This window comes from Pseudomonas sp. RA_5y_Pfl1_P24 (assembly GCF_963970945.1).
GTDB lineage: Bacteria > Pseudomonadota > Gammaproteobacteria > Pseudomonadales > Pseudomonadaceae > Aquipseudomonas > Aquipseudomonas tritici.
Window position 1 is genome coordinate 60,962 of record NZ_CAXAOJ010000006.1, and the last position, 19,324, is coordinate 80,285.

At 59.7% G+C, this 19,324-nt stretch carries 20 protein-coding genes; 10 read left to right on the forward strand and 10 right to left on the reverse strand.

Annotation, left to right across the window (positions count from 1 at the left end):
* The first annotated feature begins 8 nt into the window (after positions 1–8).
* Both dusA and tal read left to right on the forward strand, forming a co-directional pair.
* The gene (gene dusA, locus AACY30_RS11320; protein WP_339471128.1) at positions 9–995 is read left to right on the forward strand and encodes a tRNA dihydrouridine(20/20a) synthase DusA; all 987 of its coding nucleotides are present in this window, start codon (positions 9–11) and stop codon (positions 993–995) included.
* A 331-nt stretch (positions 996–1,326) separates the two neighbouring features.
* Positions 1,327–2,253, forward strand: coding sequence for a transaldolase (gene tal / locus AACY30_RS11325; protein WP_339414851.1), 927 nt, complete (start codon positions 1,327–1,329; stop codon positions 2,251–2,253).
* Positions 2,254–2,356: 103 nt separating this feature from the next.
* On the opposite strand, the gene rssC is transcribed toward tal, so the two are convergent.
* Together rssC and rssB are read right to left on the reverse strand one after the other, a co-directional pair.
* Positions 2,357–2,839 carry an anti-sigma factor antagonist RssC gene (gene rssC / locus AACY30_RS11330; RefSeq protein ID WP_029293846.1) on the reverse strand — a complete coding sequence of 161 codons (483 nt, stop codon included), beginning with the start codon at positions 2,837–2,839 and terminating at the stop codon, positions 2,357–2,359.
* On the reverse strand, positions 2,839–4,020 hold the full coding sequence (gene rssB / locus AACY30_RS11335) for a two-component system response regulator RssB (protein ID WP_339414852.1): 1,182 nt from the start codon (positions 4,018–4,020) through the stop codon (positions 2,839–2,841). The genes rssC and rssB overlap by 1 nt, the downstream gene beginning before the upstream one ends.
* Positions 4,021–4,296: 276 nt before the next feature.
* Between rssB and AACY30_RS11340 the strand changes: the two genes are divergently transcribed.
* Positions 4,297–4,593, forward strand: a complete 297-nt coding sequence (locus AACY30_RS11340) for a PilZ domain-containing protein (protein ID WP_339414853.1) — start codon at positions 4,297–4,299, stop codon at positions 4,591–4,593.
* 60 nt (positions 4,594–4,653) lie between these two features.
* Here AACY30_RS11340 and AACY30_RS11345 read toward each other — a convergent pair whose 3' ends face one another.
* Positions 4,654–5,343 (reverse strand): MlaA family lipoprotein, encoded by a 690-nt coding sequence (locus AACY30_RS11345; RefSeq protein WP_049709410.1) that lies wholly within the window; start codon positions 5,341–5,343, stop codon positions 4,654–4,656.
* Positions 5,344–5,539: 196 nt separating this feature from the next.
* Between AACY30_RS11345 and AACY30_RS11350 the strand changes: the two genes are divergently transcribed.
* Together AACY30_RS11350 and AACY30_RS11355 are read left to right on the forward strand one after the other, a co-directional pair.
* Entirely contained in the window at positions 5,540–6,148 is a 609-nt protein-coding gene (locus AACY30_RS11350) for an HAD family phosphatase (RefSeq protein WP_339540328.1), read from the forward strand.
* Positions 6,149–6,258: 110 nt separating this feature from the next.
* A complete protein-coding gene (locus AACY30_RS11355; protein WP_339414855.1) occupies positions 6,259–6,525 on the forward strand; it encodes a DUF4404 family protein in 267 nt (88 codons plus the stop codon).
* 132 nt (positions 6,526–6,657) lie between these two features.
* On the opposite strand, the gene queF is transcribed toward AACY30_RS11355, so the two are convergent.
* Both queF and copI read right to left on the reverse strand, forming a co-directional pair.
* Positions 6,658–7,488 (reverse strand): NADPH-dependent 7-cyano-7-deazaguanine reductase QueF, encoded by an 831-nt coding sequence (gene queF, locus AACY30_RS11360; RefSeq protein WP_339471133.1) that lies wholly within the window; start codon positions 7,486–7,488, stop codon positions 6,658–6,660.
* Positions 7,489–7,711: 223 nt separating this feature from the next.
* Positions 7,712–8,224: a copper-resistant cuproprotein CopI gene (copI, locus tag AACY30_RS11365; protein WP_339540329.1), complete on the reverse strand. Its 513-nt coding sequence runs from the start codon at positions 8,222–8,224 to the stop codon at positions 7,712–7,714.
* 155 nt (positions 8,225–8,379) lie between these two features.
* Here copI and AACY30_RS11370 point away from each other — a divergent pair, with 155 nt between their 5' ends.
* Together AACY30_RS11370 and AACY30_RS11375 are read left to right on the forward strand one after the other, a co-directional pair.
* Complete coding sequence (locus AACY30_RS11370; protein WP_339471137.1) at positions 8,380–9,060, forward strand: heavy metal response regulator transcription factor; 681 nt, start codon at positions 8,380–8,382, stop codon at positions 9,058–9,060.
* Complete coding sequence (locus AACY30_RS11375) at positions 9,057–10,403, forward strand: heavy metal sensor histidine kinase (protein ID WP_339540330.1); 1,347 nt, start codon at positions 9,057–9,059, stop codon at positions 10,401–10,403. The genes AACY30_RS11370 and AACY30_RS11375 overlap by 4 nt, the downstream gene beginning before the upstream one ends.
* Positions 10,404–10,519: 116 nt before the next feature.
* Here the strand turns inward: AACY30_RS11375 and AACY30_RS11380 are convergent, their stop codons facing one another.
* The 3 genes from AACY30_RS11380 to AACY30_RS11390 all read right to left on the reverse strand — a co-directional run bounded on the left by AACY30_RS11380 (position 10,520) and on the right by AACY30_RS11390 (position 13,768).
* Positions 10,520–11,764 (reverse strand): lipoprotein-releasing ABC transporter permease subunit, encoded by a 1,245-nt coding sequence (locus tag AACY30_RS11380; protein WP_339540331.1) that lies wholly within the window; start codon positions 11,762–11,764, stop codon positions 10,520–10,522.
* Positions 11,765–11,826: 62 nt separating this feature from the next.
* Complete coding sequence (lolD, locus tag AACY30_RS11385) at positions 11,827–12,510, reverse strand: lipoprotein-releasing ABC transporter ATP-binding protein LolD (RefSeq protein WP_164487915.1); 684 nt, start codon at positions 12,508–12,510, stop codon at positions 11,827–11,829.
* Positions 12,511–12,517: 7 nt separating this feature from the next.
* Complete coding sequence (locus tag AACY30_RS11390) at positions 12,518–13,768, reverse strand: lipoprotein-releasing ABC transporter permease subunit (RefSeq protein WP_339414861.1); 1,251 nt, start codon at positions 13,766–13,768, stop codon at positions 12,518–12,520.
* 94 nt (positions 13,769–13,862) lie between these two features.
* Between AACY30_RS11390 and AACY30_RS11395 the strand changes: the two genes are divergently transcribed.
* Complete coding sequence (locus tag AACY30_RS11395) at positions 13,863–14,441, forward strand: PilZ domain-containing protein (RefSeq protein ID WP_339540332.1); 579 nt, start codon at positions 13,863–13,865, stop codon at positions 14,439–14,441.
* A 44-nt stretch (positions 14,442–14,485) separates the two neighbouring features.
* Positions 14,486–15,208 (forward strand): glycerophosphodiester phosphodiesterase, encoded by a 723-nt coding sequence (locus tag AACY30_RS11400; protein WP_339414862.1) that lies wholly within the window; start codon positions 14,486–14,488, stop codon positions 15,206–15,208.
* Positions 15,209–15,250: 42 nt separating this feature from the next.
* Here AACY30_RS11400 and sthA read toward each other — a convergent pair whose 3' ends face one another.
* Positions 15,251–16,645, reverse strand: coding sequence for a Si-specific NAD(P)(+) transhydrogenase (gene sthA / locus AACY30_RS11405; RefSeq protein ID WP_220074510.1), 1,395 nt, complete (start codon positions 16,643–16,645; stop codon positions 15,251–15,253).
* Between the two features lie 260 nt (positions 16,646–16,905).
* Between sthA and AACY30_RS11410 the strand changes: the two genes are divergently transcribed.
* Complete coding sequence (locus AACY30_RS11410) at positions 16,906–17,439, forward strand: chalcone isomerase family protein (protein WP_339540333.1); 534 nt, start codon at positions 16,906–16,908, stop codon at positions 17,437–17,439.
* Positions 17,440–17,646: 207 nt separating this feature from the next.
* Here AACY30_RS11410 and AACY30_RS11415 read toward each other — a convergent pair whose 3' ends face one another.
* On the reverse strand, positions 17,647–19,110 hold the full coding sequence (locus AACY30_RS11415; protein ID WP_339471144.1) for a glyceraldehyde-3-phosphate dehydrogenase: 1,464 nt from the start codon (positions 19,108–19,110) through the stop codon (positions 17,647–17,649).
* Between the last annotated feature and the right edge of the window lie 214 nt (positions 19,111–19,324).

Here is a 19,324-nt window from a genome sequence, read left to right on the forward strand (position 1 = left end):
GATCCCCAATGCCCCTACAAACAGCTCCCCTCTCCCGCCGCTTCTCCGTTGCCCCCATGATGGATTGGACGGACCACCATTGCCGGTACTTCCTGCGCCTGCTCTCCAAACACGCGCTGCTCTACACCGAAATGGTCACCACCGGCGCGATCCTGCACGGCGATCACGAGCGCTTCCTGCGTCACAACGAAGCCGAGCACCCGCTTGCGCTGCAATTGGGTGGCAGCGTGCCTGCCGATCTGGCGGCGTGTGCGCGCATGGCCGAGGCTGCGGGGTATGACGAAGTAAACCTGAACGTCGGCTGCCCCAGCGACCGGGTGCAGAACAATATGATCGGCGCAATTCTGATGGCGCACCCTGCCCTGGTAGCCGATTGCGTGAAGGCAATGCGCGATGCGGTGTCGATCCCGGTAACGGTGAAGCACCGCATCGGGATCAACGGACGGGACAGTTATGCCGAGCTGTGTGATTTCGTCGGCCAGGTGAAAGAGGCGGGCTGCACCAGTTTTACCGTGCATGCGCGGATTGCGATTCTTGAGGGGTTGTCGCCGAAAGAGAATCGCGACATTCCGCCGTTGCGCTATGACGTAGCGGCGCAGTTGAAACGGGACTTTCCGGAGTTGGAGATTATTCTCAACGGCGGAATCAAGACGTTGGAACAGTGCCATGAGCATTTGCAGACGTTTGATGGCGTGATGCTGGGGCGGGAGGCTTATCACAATCCTTATTTGCTGGCGGAGGTGGATCAGCAATTGTTTGGCAGCGCGCAGCCTGTGATCAGTAGGGCTGAGGCGTTGGCGCAGTTGCGGCCTTATATTGCTGAGCATTTGGCTGCGGGTGGCACGATGCATCACATTACTCGGCACGTGTTGGGGCTGGGGACGGGTTTCCCGGGGGCTCGCAGGTTCAGGCAGTTGCTGTCGGTGGATATTCATAAGGCGAGTGATCCGTTGGCGTTGCTGGATCAGGCAGGAGAGCTGTTGGAAGGACGGTGATGAGGGTGTGTCAGTCGGGGCAGGAGGTGACTGGACTGACGCTTTCGCGAGCAAGCCCTCTCCCACAGTTGGATTAGCTTACCTCTGGTAAATATCGGCGGCTGTGGTGCCGCTATCGCAGGCAAGCCGGCTCCGACATTTTATCGTGGTGTTCATGCGCTACTTCGGTTGAACCTGCTGGCCGTTTTGGCCTCCTATTTAGCAGCCAGACCTGCCATTCAAACGGCTGTTTTCAGGTTGTTGCCCTCGCAAACGATCGAACGCATTTGCGCCCTTGAGCGCCTGCCGGCGCTCGGGTAATGTCATCAGACCCATAGGACAGAGCACGCCCATGACTTCCAAGCTGGAACAACTCAAGCAATTCACCACCGTCGTAGCCGATACCGGCGATTTCTCCACCCTCGCCAAGCTCAAACCGCAAGACGCCACCACCAACCCTTCCCTGCTGCTCAAGGCCGCTTCGATCCCAGGCTATGCCAAGCTGCTGGATGAGTGCGTCAAGGACTGCAACGGCGACGTGGGCCTGGCCAGTGACCGTTTTGCGGTGGCGGTGGGTCAAGAGATCCTCAAAGTAGTACCGGGCCGCATTTCCACCGAGGTGGATGCCCGTCTGTCGTTCGACACTGACGCCGTACTCAAGCGTGCGCACCGTCTGATCGACCTGTACGACAAAGCCGGCGTTGGCCGCGACCGCGTACTGATCAAGATCGCTTCCACTTGGGAAGGCATCCGCGCCGCCGAACAGCTGGAAAAAGAAGGCATCCAGACCAACCTGACCCTGCTGTTCTCGTTCGCCCAGGCCGTGGCGTGCGCAGAGGCTGGTGTGTTCCTGATTTCGCCGTTCGTGGGCCGTATCTACGACTGGTACAAGAAGGCCAACGGCAACGACTACACCGGCGCCGAAGACCCAGGCGTGCAGTCGGTGACACGTATCTACAACTACTACAAGGCCAATGGCTACAAGACTGTGGTGATGGGTGCGAGCTTCCGTAACCTGAGCCAGATTGAAGAGTTGGCTGGGTGTGATCGCCTGACCATCAGCCCGGATCTGCTGGAGAAGCTGGCGGCGGATGAGGGCACGCTGGCGCGTAAGCTGTCGCCAGGCCATGCCGGTGAAGCCCGTGTGCATCTGACTGAAGCGCAGTTCCGTTGGGAGTCCAACGAGGATGCGATGGCGACTGAGAAGTTGGCTGAAGGGATTCGTCAGTTTGCGCGAGATCAGGAGAAGCTGGAGGCGCTGCTGACTGCCAAGTTGTAAGGCGGGCAGTTGCAAAAAGGGCGGTACCTTCGCGGGTACCGCCCTTTTTTGTGCCCACGGGCTCAAGCCGGCCTCGGTTCAACTGTGTTTCAGCAGTTGGGGATCAGTGGCGTTCCAGGGCATTCACGAGGTCGTGAAAGGCTTCGCGATTGGACTCGTTGAGGCCCATCAGGATCTTGTGTGCCTCCAGCACCTTCAAACGCACCACTTCCTCGGACTGGTCCTGCGACGGCAGGTCAGTCAGGCATTCCGGGCAGGGGATCGGGCGATCAACGATGTTGAACACCTGGTCGAAGCCCATGGACTGCAGCAGCCGGGTAATGTCTTCGTGGGTGGTGACGACCGTAGGCAACAGGCCGACCTTCTGCCGAGACAGAATGGACAACTTGGCCAACAGCCCAAGGGTGGTGCTATCGATGCTGCGGGTTTCGGTCAGATCGATCACGATCGCCGAGAAATTCAATGCTGTGAAGATCCGCTCAATCGTCGCATCCAGCGCCGAACACAAGGTCAGGCGCACTTCACCGACAAATTTCAGGACGAAGGTCCCGTCTTGCTCGGCGAATTGGATTCTTCCGGTACTCATCAAAGATTCCTGCTCAACACCAATAGGGCGATATCATCCGGCATCTCCCCTAGCGTGGCCAATCCAAAAACCTGCCGCAGGCCATCCAGGCTGCCGCCCGCCGACTTGACCTTTTGGGGCAAGGCGGCTTCTTTCTCTTTGAGTGTAGGCTCTGGAAGGAGGTCCAGGATGCCGTCGGACATCAGCGTAAGGCTGAACGTCGGCGGCAGTTCCAGGATGTGGTCTTCGTAGGTGGCTTCATTGAATAAGCCTACGGGCAGACCACGCCCTTCCAGGTAACGCACACTGTCTGGAGTGTATAACACTGGCATCGGCAGGTGGCCGCCGATGCTGTAGGTCAAAAGACCGGTTTCTTCGTCAATAACACCGCCGACCATCGTCACGTGCTTGCCCAGCTTGCAGCTGATCAAGCCCCGGTTTATGTGGCCCAGCACCGCGGAAGGGGTGAACTCCGGCAAGGTGCCATTGCGTTTGGATTCGAACAGCAGCCGTGTGGTCATGAACTTCAACAATACGGTGACAAAAGCCGAGGAAGCACCATGGCCGGAGACGTCGGCCAGGTAGAACGCGACACGCCGCTCGTCAACGCGGAAGTAATCGACAAAATCACCCGACAGGTACAGCGAAGGGATGATCTGGTGTGCAAACTGGAATTCGTCGATGGTCCAGGGGCTGACTGGCAGCATGTTCATCTGCACTTGGCGACCGGCGTTCTGGTCTTCCTGAAGCAGGTTAAGGCTGGCTTCGAGTTCGCGGTTGGCGGTTTCGAGCTTTTCACGGTAGCGCTGGTTTTCTACCAGAAGGCGTGCACGATCCAGGGCACGGCGCACCGAGTGCTCCAGCACCGCCAGGTCTTCAAGGGGCTTGATCAGGTAGTCGGCAGCACCCAGGCGCAGGGCTTCGACGGCATCATTCATCACGCCGGCGCCGGACACGACAATCACCGGCGTCTGCGGGGCGAGCTCAGTCACCTGCCGAATCAGCTCGAGGCCGCCCATCTGGGGCATGCGCAGATCGCAGATCACGAGGTCGGGCTGGTCGCGCTCGAATACCTGGAGACCCTGTTGGCCATTACTGGCCTGCAGGACGCTGAAGCCACTGTCTTCCAAATAGGCCGCGAGGCTCGCGCGCACTACTTCGTCGTCATCGATTATCAGCAGCGTGGCACTGGTTTTTTGCATGTGGGCAAACGGCGCCAGAATTAGGTTGGCGTAGGCGGCTCGGCAATGGCCGGGCTCACGTACTGGATTCGCTTTCTAGCCTCTCTGTCCTACAAAGCATTGGGATTTTGCCCATGCACAAAGGTAAAGCAGAGGTGCCCTTCTAAGGCGCAGACGGTACTCCCATCCGACAGGGGTTTCAAGCTCATGCCGATGGTCGCCGGACGTCTTTACACCGCAAATCACCGGGAGTTATAAGAACAGGCACGACCACAACACAAAGTAAGGATGAAACCTATGAGCGAGCATGAGCGCGACTACGCTGAAAAACGCGATTTCATCCGCATGCGTGTGGATGCCGATGTGTCTCTGATCCACGCGGGGCAAGAGATTGCCGGGGTTTGCGTGGACCTTTCCAGCTCTGGTATGCAGGTAAAGGCAACTCGCGAGTTCAACGTCGGCGACCTGCTGACGGTGCGCATCGATTCGGAGCACGCCGCACTGAAAGGACTGGAGGCGGACACCGAGGTGGTGTGGGCCAAAGCCAAAGGGGAAGACCAGCACCTTGGCCTCAAAATCCTGAAGATGCGCTGAAAGACGCGCACAAAAAAGGCGACCGCTGGGGTCGCCTTTTTCATTTCAAAACGTCACAGCTTAGAAGTCGTCGACAACCTTGCCATCCTTGACCTTGAACTCGCGGTTCTGCAGGTAGGCGTTGCGGATGAAGGTGTACTTGTCACCTGTGATCAGTTTTTCGCTGTCGAGCAAACTGGCGCGGGCGTCAACAATGCCCAGCCCCATGACACTGTTGCGCAGGGAAACATCATCCATGTAGCGGTACGGCTGCGTGTAGCTGTCCACGTACTTGGACGGCGCATCGCGCAGTGTGCTTGGGCCCAGCAGCGGGATCATCACGTATGGACCGCTGCCAACACCCCAGTAGCCGAGGGTCTGGCCGAAGTCTTCATCGCTGCGTTGCAGCCCCATTTTGGTGCCCACATCAATAAAGCCGAGCACGCCGAAGGTGGTGTTGACCAGCAAACGGGCAGTGTCGACCCCGGCATTGTGAGGCTTGAGCTGCAGCACGTTGTTGGCCAGGTTGCCGACATCGCCGATGTTGCGGAAGAAGTTGTGGATACCGTCTTCGACAAATTGCGGGGTAATCCACTCATAGCCTTGGGCCAATGGCTTGAGGGCATAGGTATCAACGGTGTCGTTGAAGGTGAAGATCGGGCGGTTGACGCTTTCCCATGGATCATCTTCCGACGCTGCGTGTGCGGCGAACGGGGCCAGCAAGACAGTGGCACACACCGACAGCTGAGCGAAGTAGTGGCTCCAGCGCATAGCTTTTGCTCCTTGAATGGTCTGTCATGGGCGCTATGCCCTGAATAAGGCGTTCAGTATATGACGGAAGTGTCCAATTAGGCAGCTTCCGGGAAGCTGTCGCACGCAAAATGGACAAAATTCCTACAATTAACAATCTTGTCATCGAATTGTCATCTAGCCTCGATACCGTCAGAGCTATTTCAGGGATGTCGACATGCCTCACGCCGAAATAGCCATCGCCAGTGCTCCCGCCTTGACTGCCGTTTTGTTTGGCTTGAGTGGCTGCCTGGTGGACTTCGGTTCCCGGGCGCGCACCGATTCGACCGCCCCCGATTCCCAAGCCACACCTGGCGCGCTGAAAATCCTGCGCAGCCTCAAGGAACAAGGCGTCCCCTGCGCCTGGCTGGATGAACTCCCTCCCTCTGTCACTACGCCCCTGGCCGTCACGCTGCCAGACTGGGTCAAGGCGACGCCACCTTCCTCGATCCGCTGGCCGGCGCCGCATGCCTGCTGGCAAGCCTTGATGGCGCTGAACATCGAACACCTGGGAGGCTGCGTGTTGGTCAGCGGCGAACCGCGCCTATTGCAATCCGGGCTCAATGCCGGGTTGTGGACCATCGGCCTGGCCTCCTGCGGCTCGCTGTGCGGCATGGCACCCGAACAATGGCAAGCGCTGACCGAACAGGAGCGCGAACACAAGCGCGGCAAGGCCACCGTCGCCCTGTACGGGTTGGGCGTGCACTCGGTCATTGATCACCTGGGCGAACTCGGCACCTGCCTGGCCGACATCAGCCTGCGCCAGCTCAAAGGCGAAAAGCCCTGACACGGATCATGCACAGTCGCCGCCGGTGGATTAATCTACAGGTCAGCCCGTAGACCTTTCTCGGCGTGCCGCGGTCTATGCCAGTGCCTATCGATAAAAGGAAACATGTCATGCCTGATCGCAAAAAACTGGAAGAACAGGTCGAGATCCTGCGCGGGCAGTTGGAACAGGAACCGCCGCTGTCGGAAGAGAAACGTGAAGCGCTGGAGGCCTTGATTGCCAAGTTCGAATTACAACTTGAACTGGAACCGGCCACCCAGACACCCAGTATTTCTGACGATGTGAATCAAGCTGCTATCGAGTTCGACGCCGAACACCCGGTCATTTCCGGGACTTTGCGCAACATCATGGTCACTTTGGGCAACATCGGGATCTGATTCCTGCCCCAAGCCAAACGCAGAACCCAATGGGGGAGCTGGCTTGCGATAGCGATCTTTCAGTCATTATTCAGTCGACTGATACACCGCCATCGCAGGCAAGCCAGCTCCCACATTGGCTTTATATGAAGGCTACTGACGGGCCAGGCGCACGTTCTGGAACGCCACCTCCTCCGTGCTGCGATACGGGTTGATATCCAACCCGCCACGCCGCACATACCGCGCATATACCGTCAACTTCTCAGGCTTGAGCAAACGCTGCAGGTCGAGAAAAATGCGCTCTACACACTGCTCGTGAAAGTCCGAGTGCTGGCGAAAGCTCACGAGGTATTCCAGCAGACTGGCGTGATCCAGCGCCGAGCCACGGTACTCCACCACCACACTGCCCCAGTCCGGCTGGCTGGTCACCGGGCAGTTGGATTTGAGCAGGTGGCTGTGCACGCTCTCCTCCACGATGCGCGATTCATCGCAACGCAGTAATTCCGGGCGCGGATGCTCGTAGCTGCTGACGTTGATATCCAGCTCATCAATGCACACGCCGGGCAACGCCATCACGCCTTCGGCCTCAATCTCGGCCAGGCTGCGGATGCGCACGCTCACCGGTTTGCCGGCAGCGGCGCTGAGGTCGGTACGCAGAGTCGCCTCAAGGCTGGTCGTATCGGCAAACGCGGTCTGGTTCAGCGAGTTGAGGTACAACTTGAACGACTTGGACTCGATGATGTTCGGCGAGTCGGCCGGGATACTGAATTCACCGATGGCCACCACCGGCTTGCCCGACGGCAGCAGCCAGGACAGTTCGAAGCAGTTCCAGAAATCCACGCCCTTGTAAGGCAAGGTCTCGGCGCTCAGGCCCAGCTCGGCCCATTTGGCGGCACGCGGGATCGGGAACAGCAACGAAGGGGTGTAGGTGGAGATGTATTCACTGGACTTGCCCAGCGGCGAATGTTCGGCTGCGGGATGCATGGCGGAAACCTGGCTAAATAAACCGCGCCAGTCTACCAGCCTTTGCTACTACCCTTAAGAAACACAGCGCCGCCCCACCCAGTAGCAGCTGTCGAGCCTCGGCGAGGCTGCGTCAGCGGTGCGCCTGACACTCTGCAAACGCGCCCTCGCCAAGGCTCGACAGCTGCTACGCAAGACTCAGGCAAGCGCTTCACCGGACTCGCTTCAAGACGCCATCTGCGAATTAGTTGACGTTAAGCTTGCCGACCATGCCCGCCTGGTAATGCCCCGGAAGGTTGCAGGCAAACTCCAGGCCCGTGGCCTTTGTAAAAGTCCAGGTCAGCTCGGCAGTTTTACCAGGCTCGACCAATACGCTATTGGGATCATCATGTTTCATCGCGCCATGGCCCATGGCGCTGTGGTCCATTTCGCCCATACCGGTGGCGGTGAGCATGCCACTGGCCTGCATCTGTAACATTTCCTTCTGGTGCTCGGCATGCATGGCCGCGTCACCCAGGTTGAATTCGTGGAGCAACCGGCCCTTGTTGACCAGTACAAAGCGCACCGTCTCACCAGCTTTTACGTCCAGGGACTTTGGCGAAAAGGAAATGTCCTGCAGCGTCACTTCCACGGTGCGCGTGGCTTTGCTCGCAGGGGCTGCCTGGCCGAACGCATAGGCGTGCGCCGCATCAGCCACCGCATCGAAACTCAACGCCAGCAGGCAACCCGCCAACAACAGGGGTGTACGTAACGCCATGTCTATTCTCCAAAAATGTGTAACGCGCTTGGGCAGCACTCTAAGATGACGTCGCTGCCAGCCAGCTGACTGCTAGATTACAACTTTGTCAGCTTGGCCCCCTGCCCTGGCACCCAAGGTATAAAGCCGTCGTGAACCGTTGCCAAGAGCCGCCCATGAAACTGCTGATCGTCGAAGACCAACCCAAAACCGGCCATTATCTGCGCCAGGGACTGGCCGAGGCGGGCTTTACAACCGAATTGGTGGCCGACGGTACCAGCGGCCAGCACCTGGCACTGACCGGGGACTACGACTTGCTGATCCTCGACGTGATGCTGCCCGGCCGTGATGGCTGGCAAATCCTCCAAGCCGTGCGCAGTGCAGGCCTGGACATCCCGGTGCTGTTCCTCACCGCGCGCGACGCGGTGGAAGACCGTGTGCACGGTCTTGAACTGGGCGCAGACGATTACCTGGTCAAACCCTTCGCCTTTTCCGAACTGCTGGCCCGCGTACGCAGCCTGTTGCGCCGTGGCAGCAGCTCGCCTCAGGAAACCGCACTGCACCTGGCCGACCTGCGCCTGGACCTAATCCGCCGCCGCGTCGAACGGGACGGCCAGCGTATCGACCTGACCGCCAAGGAATTCTCCCTGCTGGAATTGCTGCTGCGCCGCCAGGGCGAAGTGCTGCCCAAATCGCTGATCGCCTCACAGGTCTGGGACATGAACTTCGACAGCGACACCAACATCATCGAAGTCGCGATCCGCCGCTTGCGCCTGAAAGTCGACGATAACTTCCCTACCAAACTGATCCACACCGTACGCGGCATGGGTTACGTGCTGGAGGAGCGCGTCAATTGATCAAGCGCCTGTCCCTGGCCAGCCGCCTGGCGCTGCTGTTTGCCGCCTGCACCGCAGTGGTGTCGTTGATCGCCGGCGTGCTGTTCAACCACGCCAGCGAGGCGCACTTCATTGAGTTGGACCAGCAACAGCTCGACAGCCAACTGGTGGCGCTGCGCAGCACCTTGCAGGGTGTCGATTCGCCAGATGCATTCGCCAGACGTGAAGCGCAACTGCGCGCCGAACTCAATCGCCAACCCGAGCTCAGGCTGCGCATCACCGCCGCCGGCCGCCGCTGGCTGGACGATGCGCCAAGCGTGAACTTGCCAGACGCACCCGGCCTGCACAGCCTGCAAAATGCCGGCACCGACTATCGAGTGTACAACGCGCCGCTGAGGGCAAACCAACCCGACTCACCCCAACTGACGCTGATGCTCGACATCACCCACCACCAACATTTCCTGCAGCGCATGCAGCACCTGATCTGGCTCACCGTCGGCCTGTCGGCCCTGGCCACCGCCCTGCTCGGCGCCTGGGCCGCGCGCAGTGGGTTGCGGCCGTTGCGACGCATGGGTGAAGTGGCTGCCAGTGTGTCCGCGCACTCCCTGACCCAACGCCTGCCTCAGAAACACATGCCGGTGGAACTGGCGGAGCTGGCCCAGGCCTTCAACGCCATGCTGGGTCGCCTGGACGATGCGTTCCAGCGCCTCTCAGCGTTCTCCGCCGATATCGCCCATGAACTGCGCACGCCGCTGTCGAACCTGCTGACCCATACCCAAGTGATCCTGACCCAGCCACGCCCGCTGGAGGATTACCGCGAGGCGCTGCACAGCAACCTGGAAGAGCTGCAATGGATGGCGCAGTTGGTCAACGACATGCTGTACCTGGCCAAGGCAGACCATGGTTTGCTCATGCCTAAGCGTGTGCCTTTGGCGCTGGCTGATGAAGTGGATGCTTTGCTTGAGTTTTTCGCGTTGCTGGCGGAAGACGCCCAAGTCAGCCTGATTCGCGAAGGTACTGCCCATACGCGGGGTGATCGCAGCATGTTGCGCCGGGCCCTGTCGAACTTGCTGGATAACGCGCTGCGGTTTACGCCAGCGGGCGGCGACGTAAGGGTGCAGATGACGGATGGCGTGAGGTTGACGGTTGAGAACACAGGGGAAGGCATTCCACCCGAGCTGTTACCGAAGTTGTTTGACCGCTTCTATCGGGCTGATCCAGCGCGGCACGAGGGCAGCAGCGAGCACGCGGGGCTGGGGTTGGCGATTACCCAGTCGATTGTGCGGGCGCATGGGGGGAGGATTTTTTGTGAGTCTGAAGTGGGGTTGACGCGGTTTGTAATTGAGTTGCCCATGGAGGGTTGATGCAAGCTGGGCCAGCCCTTTCGCGAGCAAGCCCGCTCCCACATTCGACCGAGTACATCCTGTGAAATGCGGTCAAAATGTGGGAGCGGGCTTGCTCGCGAAAGCAGTCTTACATCCTACGAATACCTGAGGGCATGCGCCGGCTCTATCTTCGCCGCCCGATACGCCGGGTACAGCGTCGCCAAAAAGCTCAACACAAACCCCGCCGCGCAGATCAGCACCACATCCCCACCTTGCAGCTCCGAAGGCAGGTTGCTGACAAAGTACACATCCGAACTGAAGATGTGCTGCCCGGTGACTCGCTCCACCCAAGCCACCAGCTCACTCACGTTCAGCGCCGCTATCACGCCAAGCACACCACCGATCAAGGTGCCGACGATACCGATCACCGTGCCCTGCACCATGAAGATCGCCATGATCTGCCGTGGCGTGGCGCCGATGGTGCGCAGGATCGCAATGTCTGCGCCTTTGTCGTTCACTACCATGATCAAGGTAGCAATGATGTTGAACGCCGCCACAGCGACGATCATCAGCAACAGCAGGCCGATCATGGTCTTTTCCATTTTCATTGCGCTGAACAGGCTGCCTTGAGTGTGCGTCCAATTATCAGGCTTATAGGCCGCGCCCAGGCTGGCGGCGATATCCGCCGAGACCTTGGGCGCCGCATACAGGTCTTTCACCGCCAGGCGCACGCTTTGCACCTGGTTCGGCTGCCAATGCTGTATCTCGGCCGCGTCGGCCATGTGGATCAAGGCCATCGAACCATCCAGCTCGGCGCCAACCTTGAAGATCCCGACCACGTTCAAGCGCTGCATGCGCGGGGTGATCCCTCCCGGTGCGGTGCTGATTTCCGGCACGATCAGGGTCAGCTTGTCCCCCACATTCAGGCGAAAACGCCGGGCAGTGATTTCGCCGACCACCACGCCGAACTCGCCGGGTTTCAGGTCATCCAGTTTGCCGCGCACGATGTGCTGGGCCACGATCGACACCTTGCCTTCCTGCGCCGGGTCGACGCCGCTGATCTCGATCGGCTGCATCGCGCCCTTGTAGGAAAACATGCCGTCCATCTGTGTGAAAGGTACTGCGGCAGTCACTTCCGGATTCTTCATCGCGGCGGCAGCCACGGGCTGCCAATCGTCAATCGGGTTCACGCCGACGATGGTGGCGTGGGGCACCATGCCGAGAATGCGCGAGCTCATTTCGCGCTGGAAGCCGTTCATCACCGACAGCACCACGATCATCGCCAATACGCCCAAGGCGAGGCCGATCATCGAGGTCATCGAGATAAACGATACAAAACGGTTGCGGCGCTTGGCGCGGGTATAGCGCGTGCCGATGAAAATCGATAACGGTCTGAACATTCGCGTGCACCGCCTGAAAAAATGAAAAAGCCCGGCGCTTAAAGCACCGGGCTTGAAACGGGTCAGATGGCGACCAGATGACCTTCCTGCAGGTGCAACACGCGGTCCATCTGCCGGGCCATGCTCATGTCATGGGTCACCACCAGGAACGCGGTGCGCATCTGGGTGCTCAGTTCCAGCATCAAGTCCTTGATGCCCTGGGCAGTGTGGGAGTCGAGGTTGCCGGTGGGCTCGTCGAGCATCACCAGGCCCGGGTTGTTCACCAGGGCGCGGGCAATCGCCACACGCTGACGCTCGCCACCGGACAGTTCGGCCGGCTTGTGTTCCAGGCGATGGCCGAGGCCGACGCGTTCCAGCAAGGCCTTGGCGCGCTGGCGGGCTTGCGGGATCGCGGTCTTGCCGATCAACAGCGGCATGCACACGTTTTCCAGCGCCGTGAATTCCGGCAACAGGTGGTGGAACTGGTACACAAAGCCCAAAGAACGGTTGCGCAATTGGCCACGGGCCTTTTCGCCCAGGGCCGACAGTTCTTCACCGGCCAGCCATACGCTGCCCTGGGACGGCGTATCAAGCCCGCCCAGCAGGTTCAGCAAGGTACTTTTGCCGGAACCGGAACTACCAACGATCGCCACGCGCTCGCCGGGGTGCAGCTCAAGTTGCAGGTTGGACAACACGACAACAGATTCCGGGCCCTCCTCGTAGGATTTACCCAGGTTTCGGCAGCTCAGGATTGCTTTTTCACTCATGCCCGATTCACTCATAACGTAAGGCCTGTGCTGGCTGGGTACGCGCCGCGCGCCAGGCTGGATACAGGGTGGCAAGGAAACTCAGGACCAACGCAGCGCCGCCCACCATCAACACGTCCTGGGTCTGCACCTGGGACGGCAAGTAGTCGATGAAGTAGACGTCAGCGTTGAGAAACTTATGGCCGAGCACGTTTTCCAGTGCGGCAATGGCGGCGCTGACATTCAACGCCGCCAGGATCCCGACGGCGGTGCCGATCAAGGTGCCGACCACGCCAATCACCGTGCCTTGCACCATAAAGATCGCCATGATCTGCCCCGGCGTGGCGCCAAGCGTGCGCAGGATGGCGATATCGCCCTTCTTGTCATTCACCACCATCACCAGCGTGGAGATGATATTGAACGCCGCCACGGCGACGATCAGCAGCAACAGCAGGCCGATCATGGCTTTTTCCATGCGGATGGCCTGGTACAGGTTGCCGTGGGTACGGGTCCAGTCGCGGGCGTAGTATTGGCTCTCACCCAAATGCTGGGCGATTTCCCAGGCACCGCGCGGCGCGTCGAACAGGTCGTTGAACTTCAGGCGCAAGCCCTGCACCTGGTCCGGCTGCCAGCGATGCAGGCGGGCCAGGTCGGTGAGGTTGGTCAGGCCGAGGTAGCCGTCGATCTCGCCGGCACCCACGTGGAAGGTGCCCACCACGGTAAAGCGCTTCATGCGCGGAAACATGCCGGCCGGGGTCACAGTGACTTCCGGCGCGACGAAGGTCAGCTTGTCGCCGAGGCCCACGCCGAGCTTGGCCGCAGCCTTGTCGCCGATCACGATGCCGAAGCTGCCCGGCGCCAAGTCATCGAGTTTGCCCTGCAACATGAACTTGTCGATGATCGAGACTTTACGTTCCTGGGCCGGGTCGATGGCATTGAGCAGGATCTTCTGCACCTTGCCGTCGTTGGTCAGCAACCCCTGCATCTGGGTAAACGGCGCAACGGCCAGTACCTTGGGGTTCTGCTTGACCTTGTCGGCGAGGCTTTGCCAGTCACTGATGGGCGCATCGCCCTCAATAGTCGCGTGGGGCACCATGCCCAGCACGCGGGTGCGCATCTCATGATCGAAGCCGTTCATCACCGAGAGCACCACGATCATCACGACCACGCCCAAGGCGAGCCCGATCATCGAGGTCAAGGAAATGAACGACACAAAATGATTGCGACGCTTTGCACGGGTATAACGCGTGCCGATAAATACGAAGAGAGGTCTGAACATGTCGGGGCTTGTTCGGAGGAAAAGAAGACGTCCCGGTGGCGGGGTCTGGTAAGCAGCTTTACACTCAGACCATTACCGTTACCTGGGGTTCGCCATGTCGACATTAGATGAAGAAGAGCGCCGCGAATACTACCGTATCGACGACATGATCGCACTCCAAATCAAAAGCCTGTCTGCCCCCGAAGCGGCGAGCAAGGAAGTGTTGCTGGATGATTCGCCGCTGTTCAACCTGCTCAGCGAGTTGCACCTGAGTGAATTCGAAGCCCAGCACCTGTTGCGTCAGCTCAGCGAGAAGGATCGCACCCTCGCCGCCTTCCTCCGCGTGCAGAACAAACGCGTGGACCTGCTCAGCCAAATCATGGCGCGCGGCCTGCTGGATGAGGTCGGCGCACCGCAACCGGTGATCATTTCCGAAGGCGGTATCGACTTCCAACACCCCACTCCCCTGGCGACTGGCGCGCACCTCGCGGTCAAACTGGTGCTGATGCCCCAGGCGCTCGGCCTGCTGCTGCGCGCGCGCATCACCCATTGCGATCCCAAAGGCGATGCCTTTGACGTCGGCACGGAATTCGAATCCATGACCGATGCCCAACGCCAACTGCTCGCGCGCTACATCCTGCAGAAACAGGCCCAGGAACGTCGCCTGGCGCGGGAACAAAGCGACGACATCTGAATGTGTATTCACTACGCCAGTCATCCTGGCGCGAAGGAGCAACTGTGACCCTGATCTACGGCCATCGCGGTGCCAAAGGCGAAGCACCGGAAAACACCCTGACCAGCTTTCAGGAGTGCCTCAAGCACGGCGTACGCCGTTGCGAACTGGACTTGCACCTGTCCATGGACGGCGAGCTGATGGTCATGCACGACCCGACCCTCAAACGCACCGCCGACCGGCGTGGCAAGGTCGTCGAGTATTCGGCGGCGGACCTGGTGAAGATGGATGCGCGCAAAGGCGGCCCGGGCTGGATCCAGCCGTGCCCGATCCCGCGCCTGGAGGAGCTGTTCGAAAAGTGCGACTTCGATCACTGGCAACTGGAAGTCAAAAGCGCCTCACGCACCCGCGCCGCCACCACGGTGCTGGCGATCCGCGAGATGGCCGTGCGCTTTGGCCTGATGGACAAAGTCACCGTCACCTCAAGCTCAAGGGAAGTATTGAAAGCAGCGGTTGACCTCACCCCCGACCTGTCACGCGGCCTGGTGGCCGAGTACGCCTGGCTCGACCCGCTGAAGGTCGCGCAAAACTACGGCTGTGAGTATCTGGCGTTGAACTGGACGCTGTGCACCCCTGAACGTCTGGAAAAAGCCCAGCGCCAGGGTTTGCACGTATCCGTGTGGACAGTCAACGAACCTGCGCTGATGCGCAGGCTCGCCGACTTCGGCGTAGATAGCCTGATTACAGACTTTCCCGGTTTGGCCACTGCCACCCTCGGGAATTACTGAAATCGGTCTCCCCGGCCGGCTCAGGCCACCGGCCGGAGCCGCTCAAAAAAGCCGGTTGAGGCCGTCGTAGGCAGCTACCCGATAGGCTTCAGCCATGGTCGGGTAGTTGAACGTGGTGTTGACGAAATACTTGAGGGTATTGAGTTCACCCGGCTGGCTCATGATCGCCTGGCCGATGTGCACGATCTCCGAAGCCTGGTAGCCGAAGCAGTGCACGCCGAGCACTTCCAGGGTTTCACGGTGGAACAGGATCTTCAGCATGCCTTGCGGCTCACCGGCGATCTGCGCACGCGCCATGCTCTTGAAGAACGCCTTGCCCACTTCGTAGGGCACCTTGGCCTTGGTCAGTTCGTGCTCGTTCTTGCCGATCGAGCTGATCTCGGGAATCGTGTAGATCCCGGTCGGCACGTCGTTCACGTAGCGCCAGCTGCCATTGTCGACGATGCTGCCCGCCGCCGAACGGCCTTGGTCATGGGCGGCACTGGCCAGGCTCGGCCAGCCGATCACGTCACCGGCGCCGTAGATATTGGTCACGCAGGTACGGTAGTTTTCGTCGACCTCGATCTGACCACGACTGTTGACCTTGACCCCGATGTTTTCCATGCCGAGCTTGTCAGTGTTGCCGGTACGGCCGTTGCACCACAGCAAGGCGTCGGCCTTGATCTTCTTGCCGGACTTGAGGTGCAGGATCACACCGTTATCCAGGCCTTCGACCCGCTCATACTCTTCGTTATGGCGCACGGTAATGTTGTTGTTGCTGAAGTGGTAGCTCAACGCCTGGGAAATTTCCGAGTCGAGGAAGCTCAGCAACTGGTCACGGTTGTCGACCAACTCCACCAGCACACCCAGGCCGCTGAAGATCGAGGCGTATTCACAGCCGATCACGCCGGCACCGTAGATGATCAGTTTGCGCGGGGTGTGGCCCAGGCTCAGGATGGTGTCGCTATCGTAGATACGCGGGTGGTGGAAATCGATATCCGCCGGACGATACGGGCGTGAACCGGTGGCGATGATGATGTGCTTGGCCACTAGCTTCTCGACCACGCCGTTGGGGCAGACCACTTCGACGGTTTGCTCGTCGGCGAAGCTGCCAGTGCCGAAGAACAGGTCGACACGGTTACGGGCGTAGTAGCCCGTACGCGAAGCAACCTGCTTGGAGATGACTTTCTCGGCGCTTTTCAGCACGTCCGGGAACGAGAACCAGCGCGGCTCACCAATGGCCCGAAACATCGGGTTGGTGTTGAACTGCATGATCTGGCGCACCGAGTGACGCAAGGCCTTGGACGGGATGGTGCCCAGGTGGGTGCAGTTACCGCCGACTTGGCGACGGCTATCGACCATCGCCACCTTGCGCCCGGCCTTCGCGGCGTTCATCGCCGCACCTTCTCCAGCTGGGCCGGAACCCAGTACCACCACGTCGTAGTTGTAGACAGCCATGCGTACTCCTCAGAACAGGCCAGGCGTACGGTTGGACGCCGGGCTAAATCATGCCGCGGCCAGCGGTCATGAAGGACAATTTGGCTCAAGTGTGTGAACCGGGGCACAGTCTATATAAGGCGTAACGCCGCGCACATTAACCCTTGGTCGCGTCGTAGGCCAGTATTGCCTTTACTACACAGCGCAGATTATCCCTGAACCCTGCCGCTGCCGGAAAATGAATTACCCTGTAGTCACGCATCTTTTCGGGACGGGCCATTATGCGGCATATAGTTTTCTGTTTATTACTGATGCTGTCGATCACAGCACACGCCAATGAGGCGGAACGGCTAAAGCAGGCCAACTTCCCGGCACAGTCACAGGAACTGCCCCTGAAAAACCAGGCTGTGCTCACCTACCTCTGGGCCGACGTGTACGCGGCCGCGCTGTATACCCCTTCGGAATTGAGCGCCAAACAGGCCTGGGAGCAGAAAAAGGCGCTGCGCCTGACGCTGTATTACTTTCGCGACATCGACCGCAATGACGTGATCAAGGCGGCCAATACGACCCTGGAACGCCAGCAATCCAGCGCGAGCTTGAAGCCTGAGCTGGAAAAACTGCATGCCCGCTTTCGTGACATTCAAGCCGGTGATCGATATGCCCTGGATTATCGACCAGGGCGTGGCTTGAACCTGGAGATCAATGGGCAAGTGCTGTTCAGCAGTCGCGATGACGCGCTGGCGAGGGCCTACCTGGGGATCTGGTTGGCGCCCAAGGGGTTGTCCGAGGAGTTGCGCAGCAAATTGCTGAATTGAGGATTTGCGCCGACTGAACTGCCGCCTTCGCGAGGCACGTCGAATCGTCGCATCGCCGCGTCCACATTTTGACCGCGTTTTTTCAGGGAGTACGCGGTCCAAATGCGGGACCTGGCTTGCCTGCGAAGCGGCCCCAAAGACAACACAAAACCCCCAGCCATGAAAAAGCCCCGAACCAGTCGGGGCTTTTTCACTTACCGCTAATGCTTAGCGTGGAAACGCAGGCGGGTTGACCCCAGCCATGTCTTCCATCACGCGAACCACCTGGCAGCTGTACCCGAACTCGTTGTCGTACCAGACATACAGTACAACGCGGTTGTCCTGGGTAATGGTCGCCTCAGCGTCCACCACTCCGGCGTGGCGCGAGCCAACGAAGTCAGTGGAGACCACTTCCTGCGAGTTGACGTAGTCGATTTGCTTGTGCAGATCGGAGTGCAGCGCCATGTAGCGCAGGTACTCGTTCATCTCTTCACGGGTAGCGGCTTTCTCAAGGTTCAGGTTGAGAATCGCCATCGACACGTTAGGCGTCGGCACGCGGATCGCGTTACCGGTCAGCTTGCCGGCCAGCTCAGGCAGGGCCTTGGCAGCAGCAGTGGCAGCACCGGTCTCGGTGATCACCATGTTCAACGCGGCGCTGCGGCCACGGCGATCGCCCTTGTGGAAGTTGTCGATCAGGTTCTGGTCGTTGGTGTACGAGTGAACCGTCTCAACGTGGCCATTGACGATACCGAACTTGTCATTCACCGCCTTCAGCACCGGCACGATGGCGTTGGTGGTGCAGGAAGCGGCGGACACGATCTTGTCGTCAGCCGTGATTTCAGCGTGGTTGATGCCGTGCACGATGTTCTTCAGCTTGCCCTTGCCAGGCGCGGTCAGGACAACGCGGTCGATACCTGGGCAGGCCAGGTGCTGGCCCAGGCCTTCGGCGTCACGCCATACGCCGGTGTTGTCCACCAGCAGAGCGTCCTTGATGCCGTACTGGGTGTAATCCACCTCGGACGGGTTCTTCGCGTAGATCACCTGGATCAGGTTACCGTTGGCGGTGATGGTGCTGTTTTCTTCGTCGATGGTGATGGTGCCGTTGAACGAACCGTGTACCGAATCGCGGCGCAGCAGGCTGGCGCGTTTGGTCAGGTCGTTCTCGGCGCCTTTGCGCACCACGATGGCCCGCAGGCGCAGGCCGTCGCCACCACCGGTTTTTTCGATCAGGATGCGCGCCAACAGGCGGCCGATACGACCAAAGCCGTACAGCACAACGTCGGTGCCTTTGCGGGCTGCGGCGCTCTGCTGGCCAACCACATCAGCCATTTCTTCACGCACGAACTGCTCGGCGCTGCGGCCTGCGCCTTCTTTGCGGAATTTATAGGCCAGCTTGCCCAGGTCTACCGAAGCCGCGCCGAGCTTGAGCTCGCTCATGGCTTTGAGCAGTGGGAATGTTTCGTGGACGGAGAGTTCGCTGTCGTCGGCGGAACGGTGACGCGCAAAGCGGTGAGCTTTGAGAATCGCGATGACAGACTGGTTGATCAGGCTGCGGCCATAGATCGAGCTCACCACATTGTTATTGCGGTACAGCTGACCGATAAGCGGGATCATCGCTTCTGCGAGTGCTTCACGGTCGATCCATTCACCAAGACACTGGTCGGGCTTCTGAGTCACGGGAACCTTCCACATGTAGGGGCTGAAAAAAGGGGCTACATTATGCCGCCCGACTGCCCTTGGAGCAATGCGCGTCCTACAACAAAAAAGCTTTGCGCAAAAAAGCCACCCCGCTGGAGCCCAGTAAATACGCGGGTTCCAGAAGACCTCTCTTTGGGCAACAACGCCGACTTGTCCGTAACCCTCCAAAACAATCGCGTATTTCGGCACTACATATTGAGTCAAAACA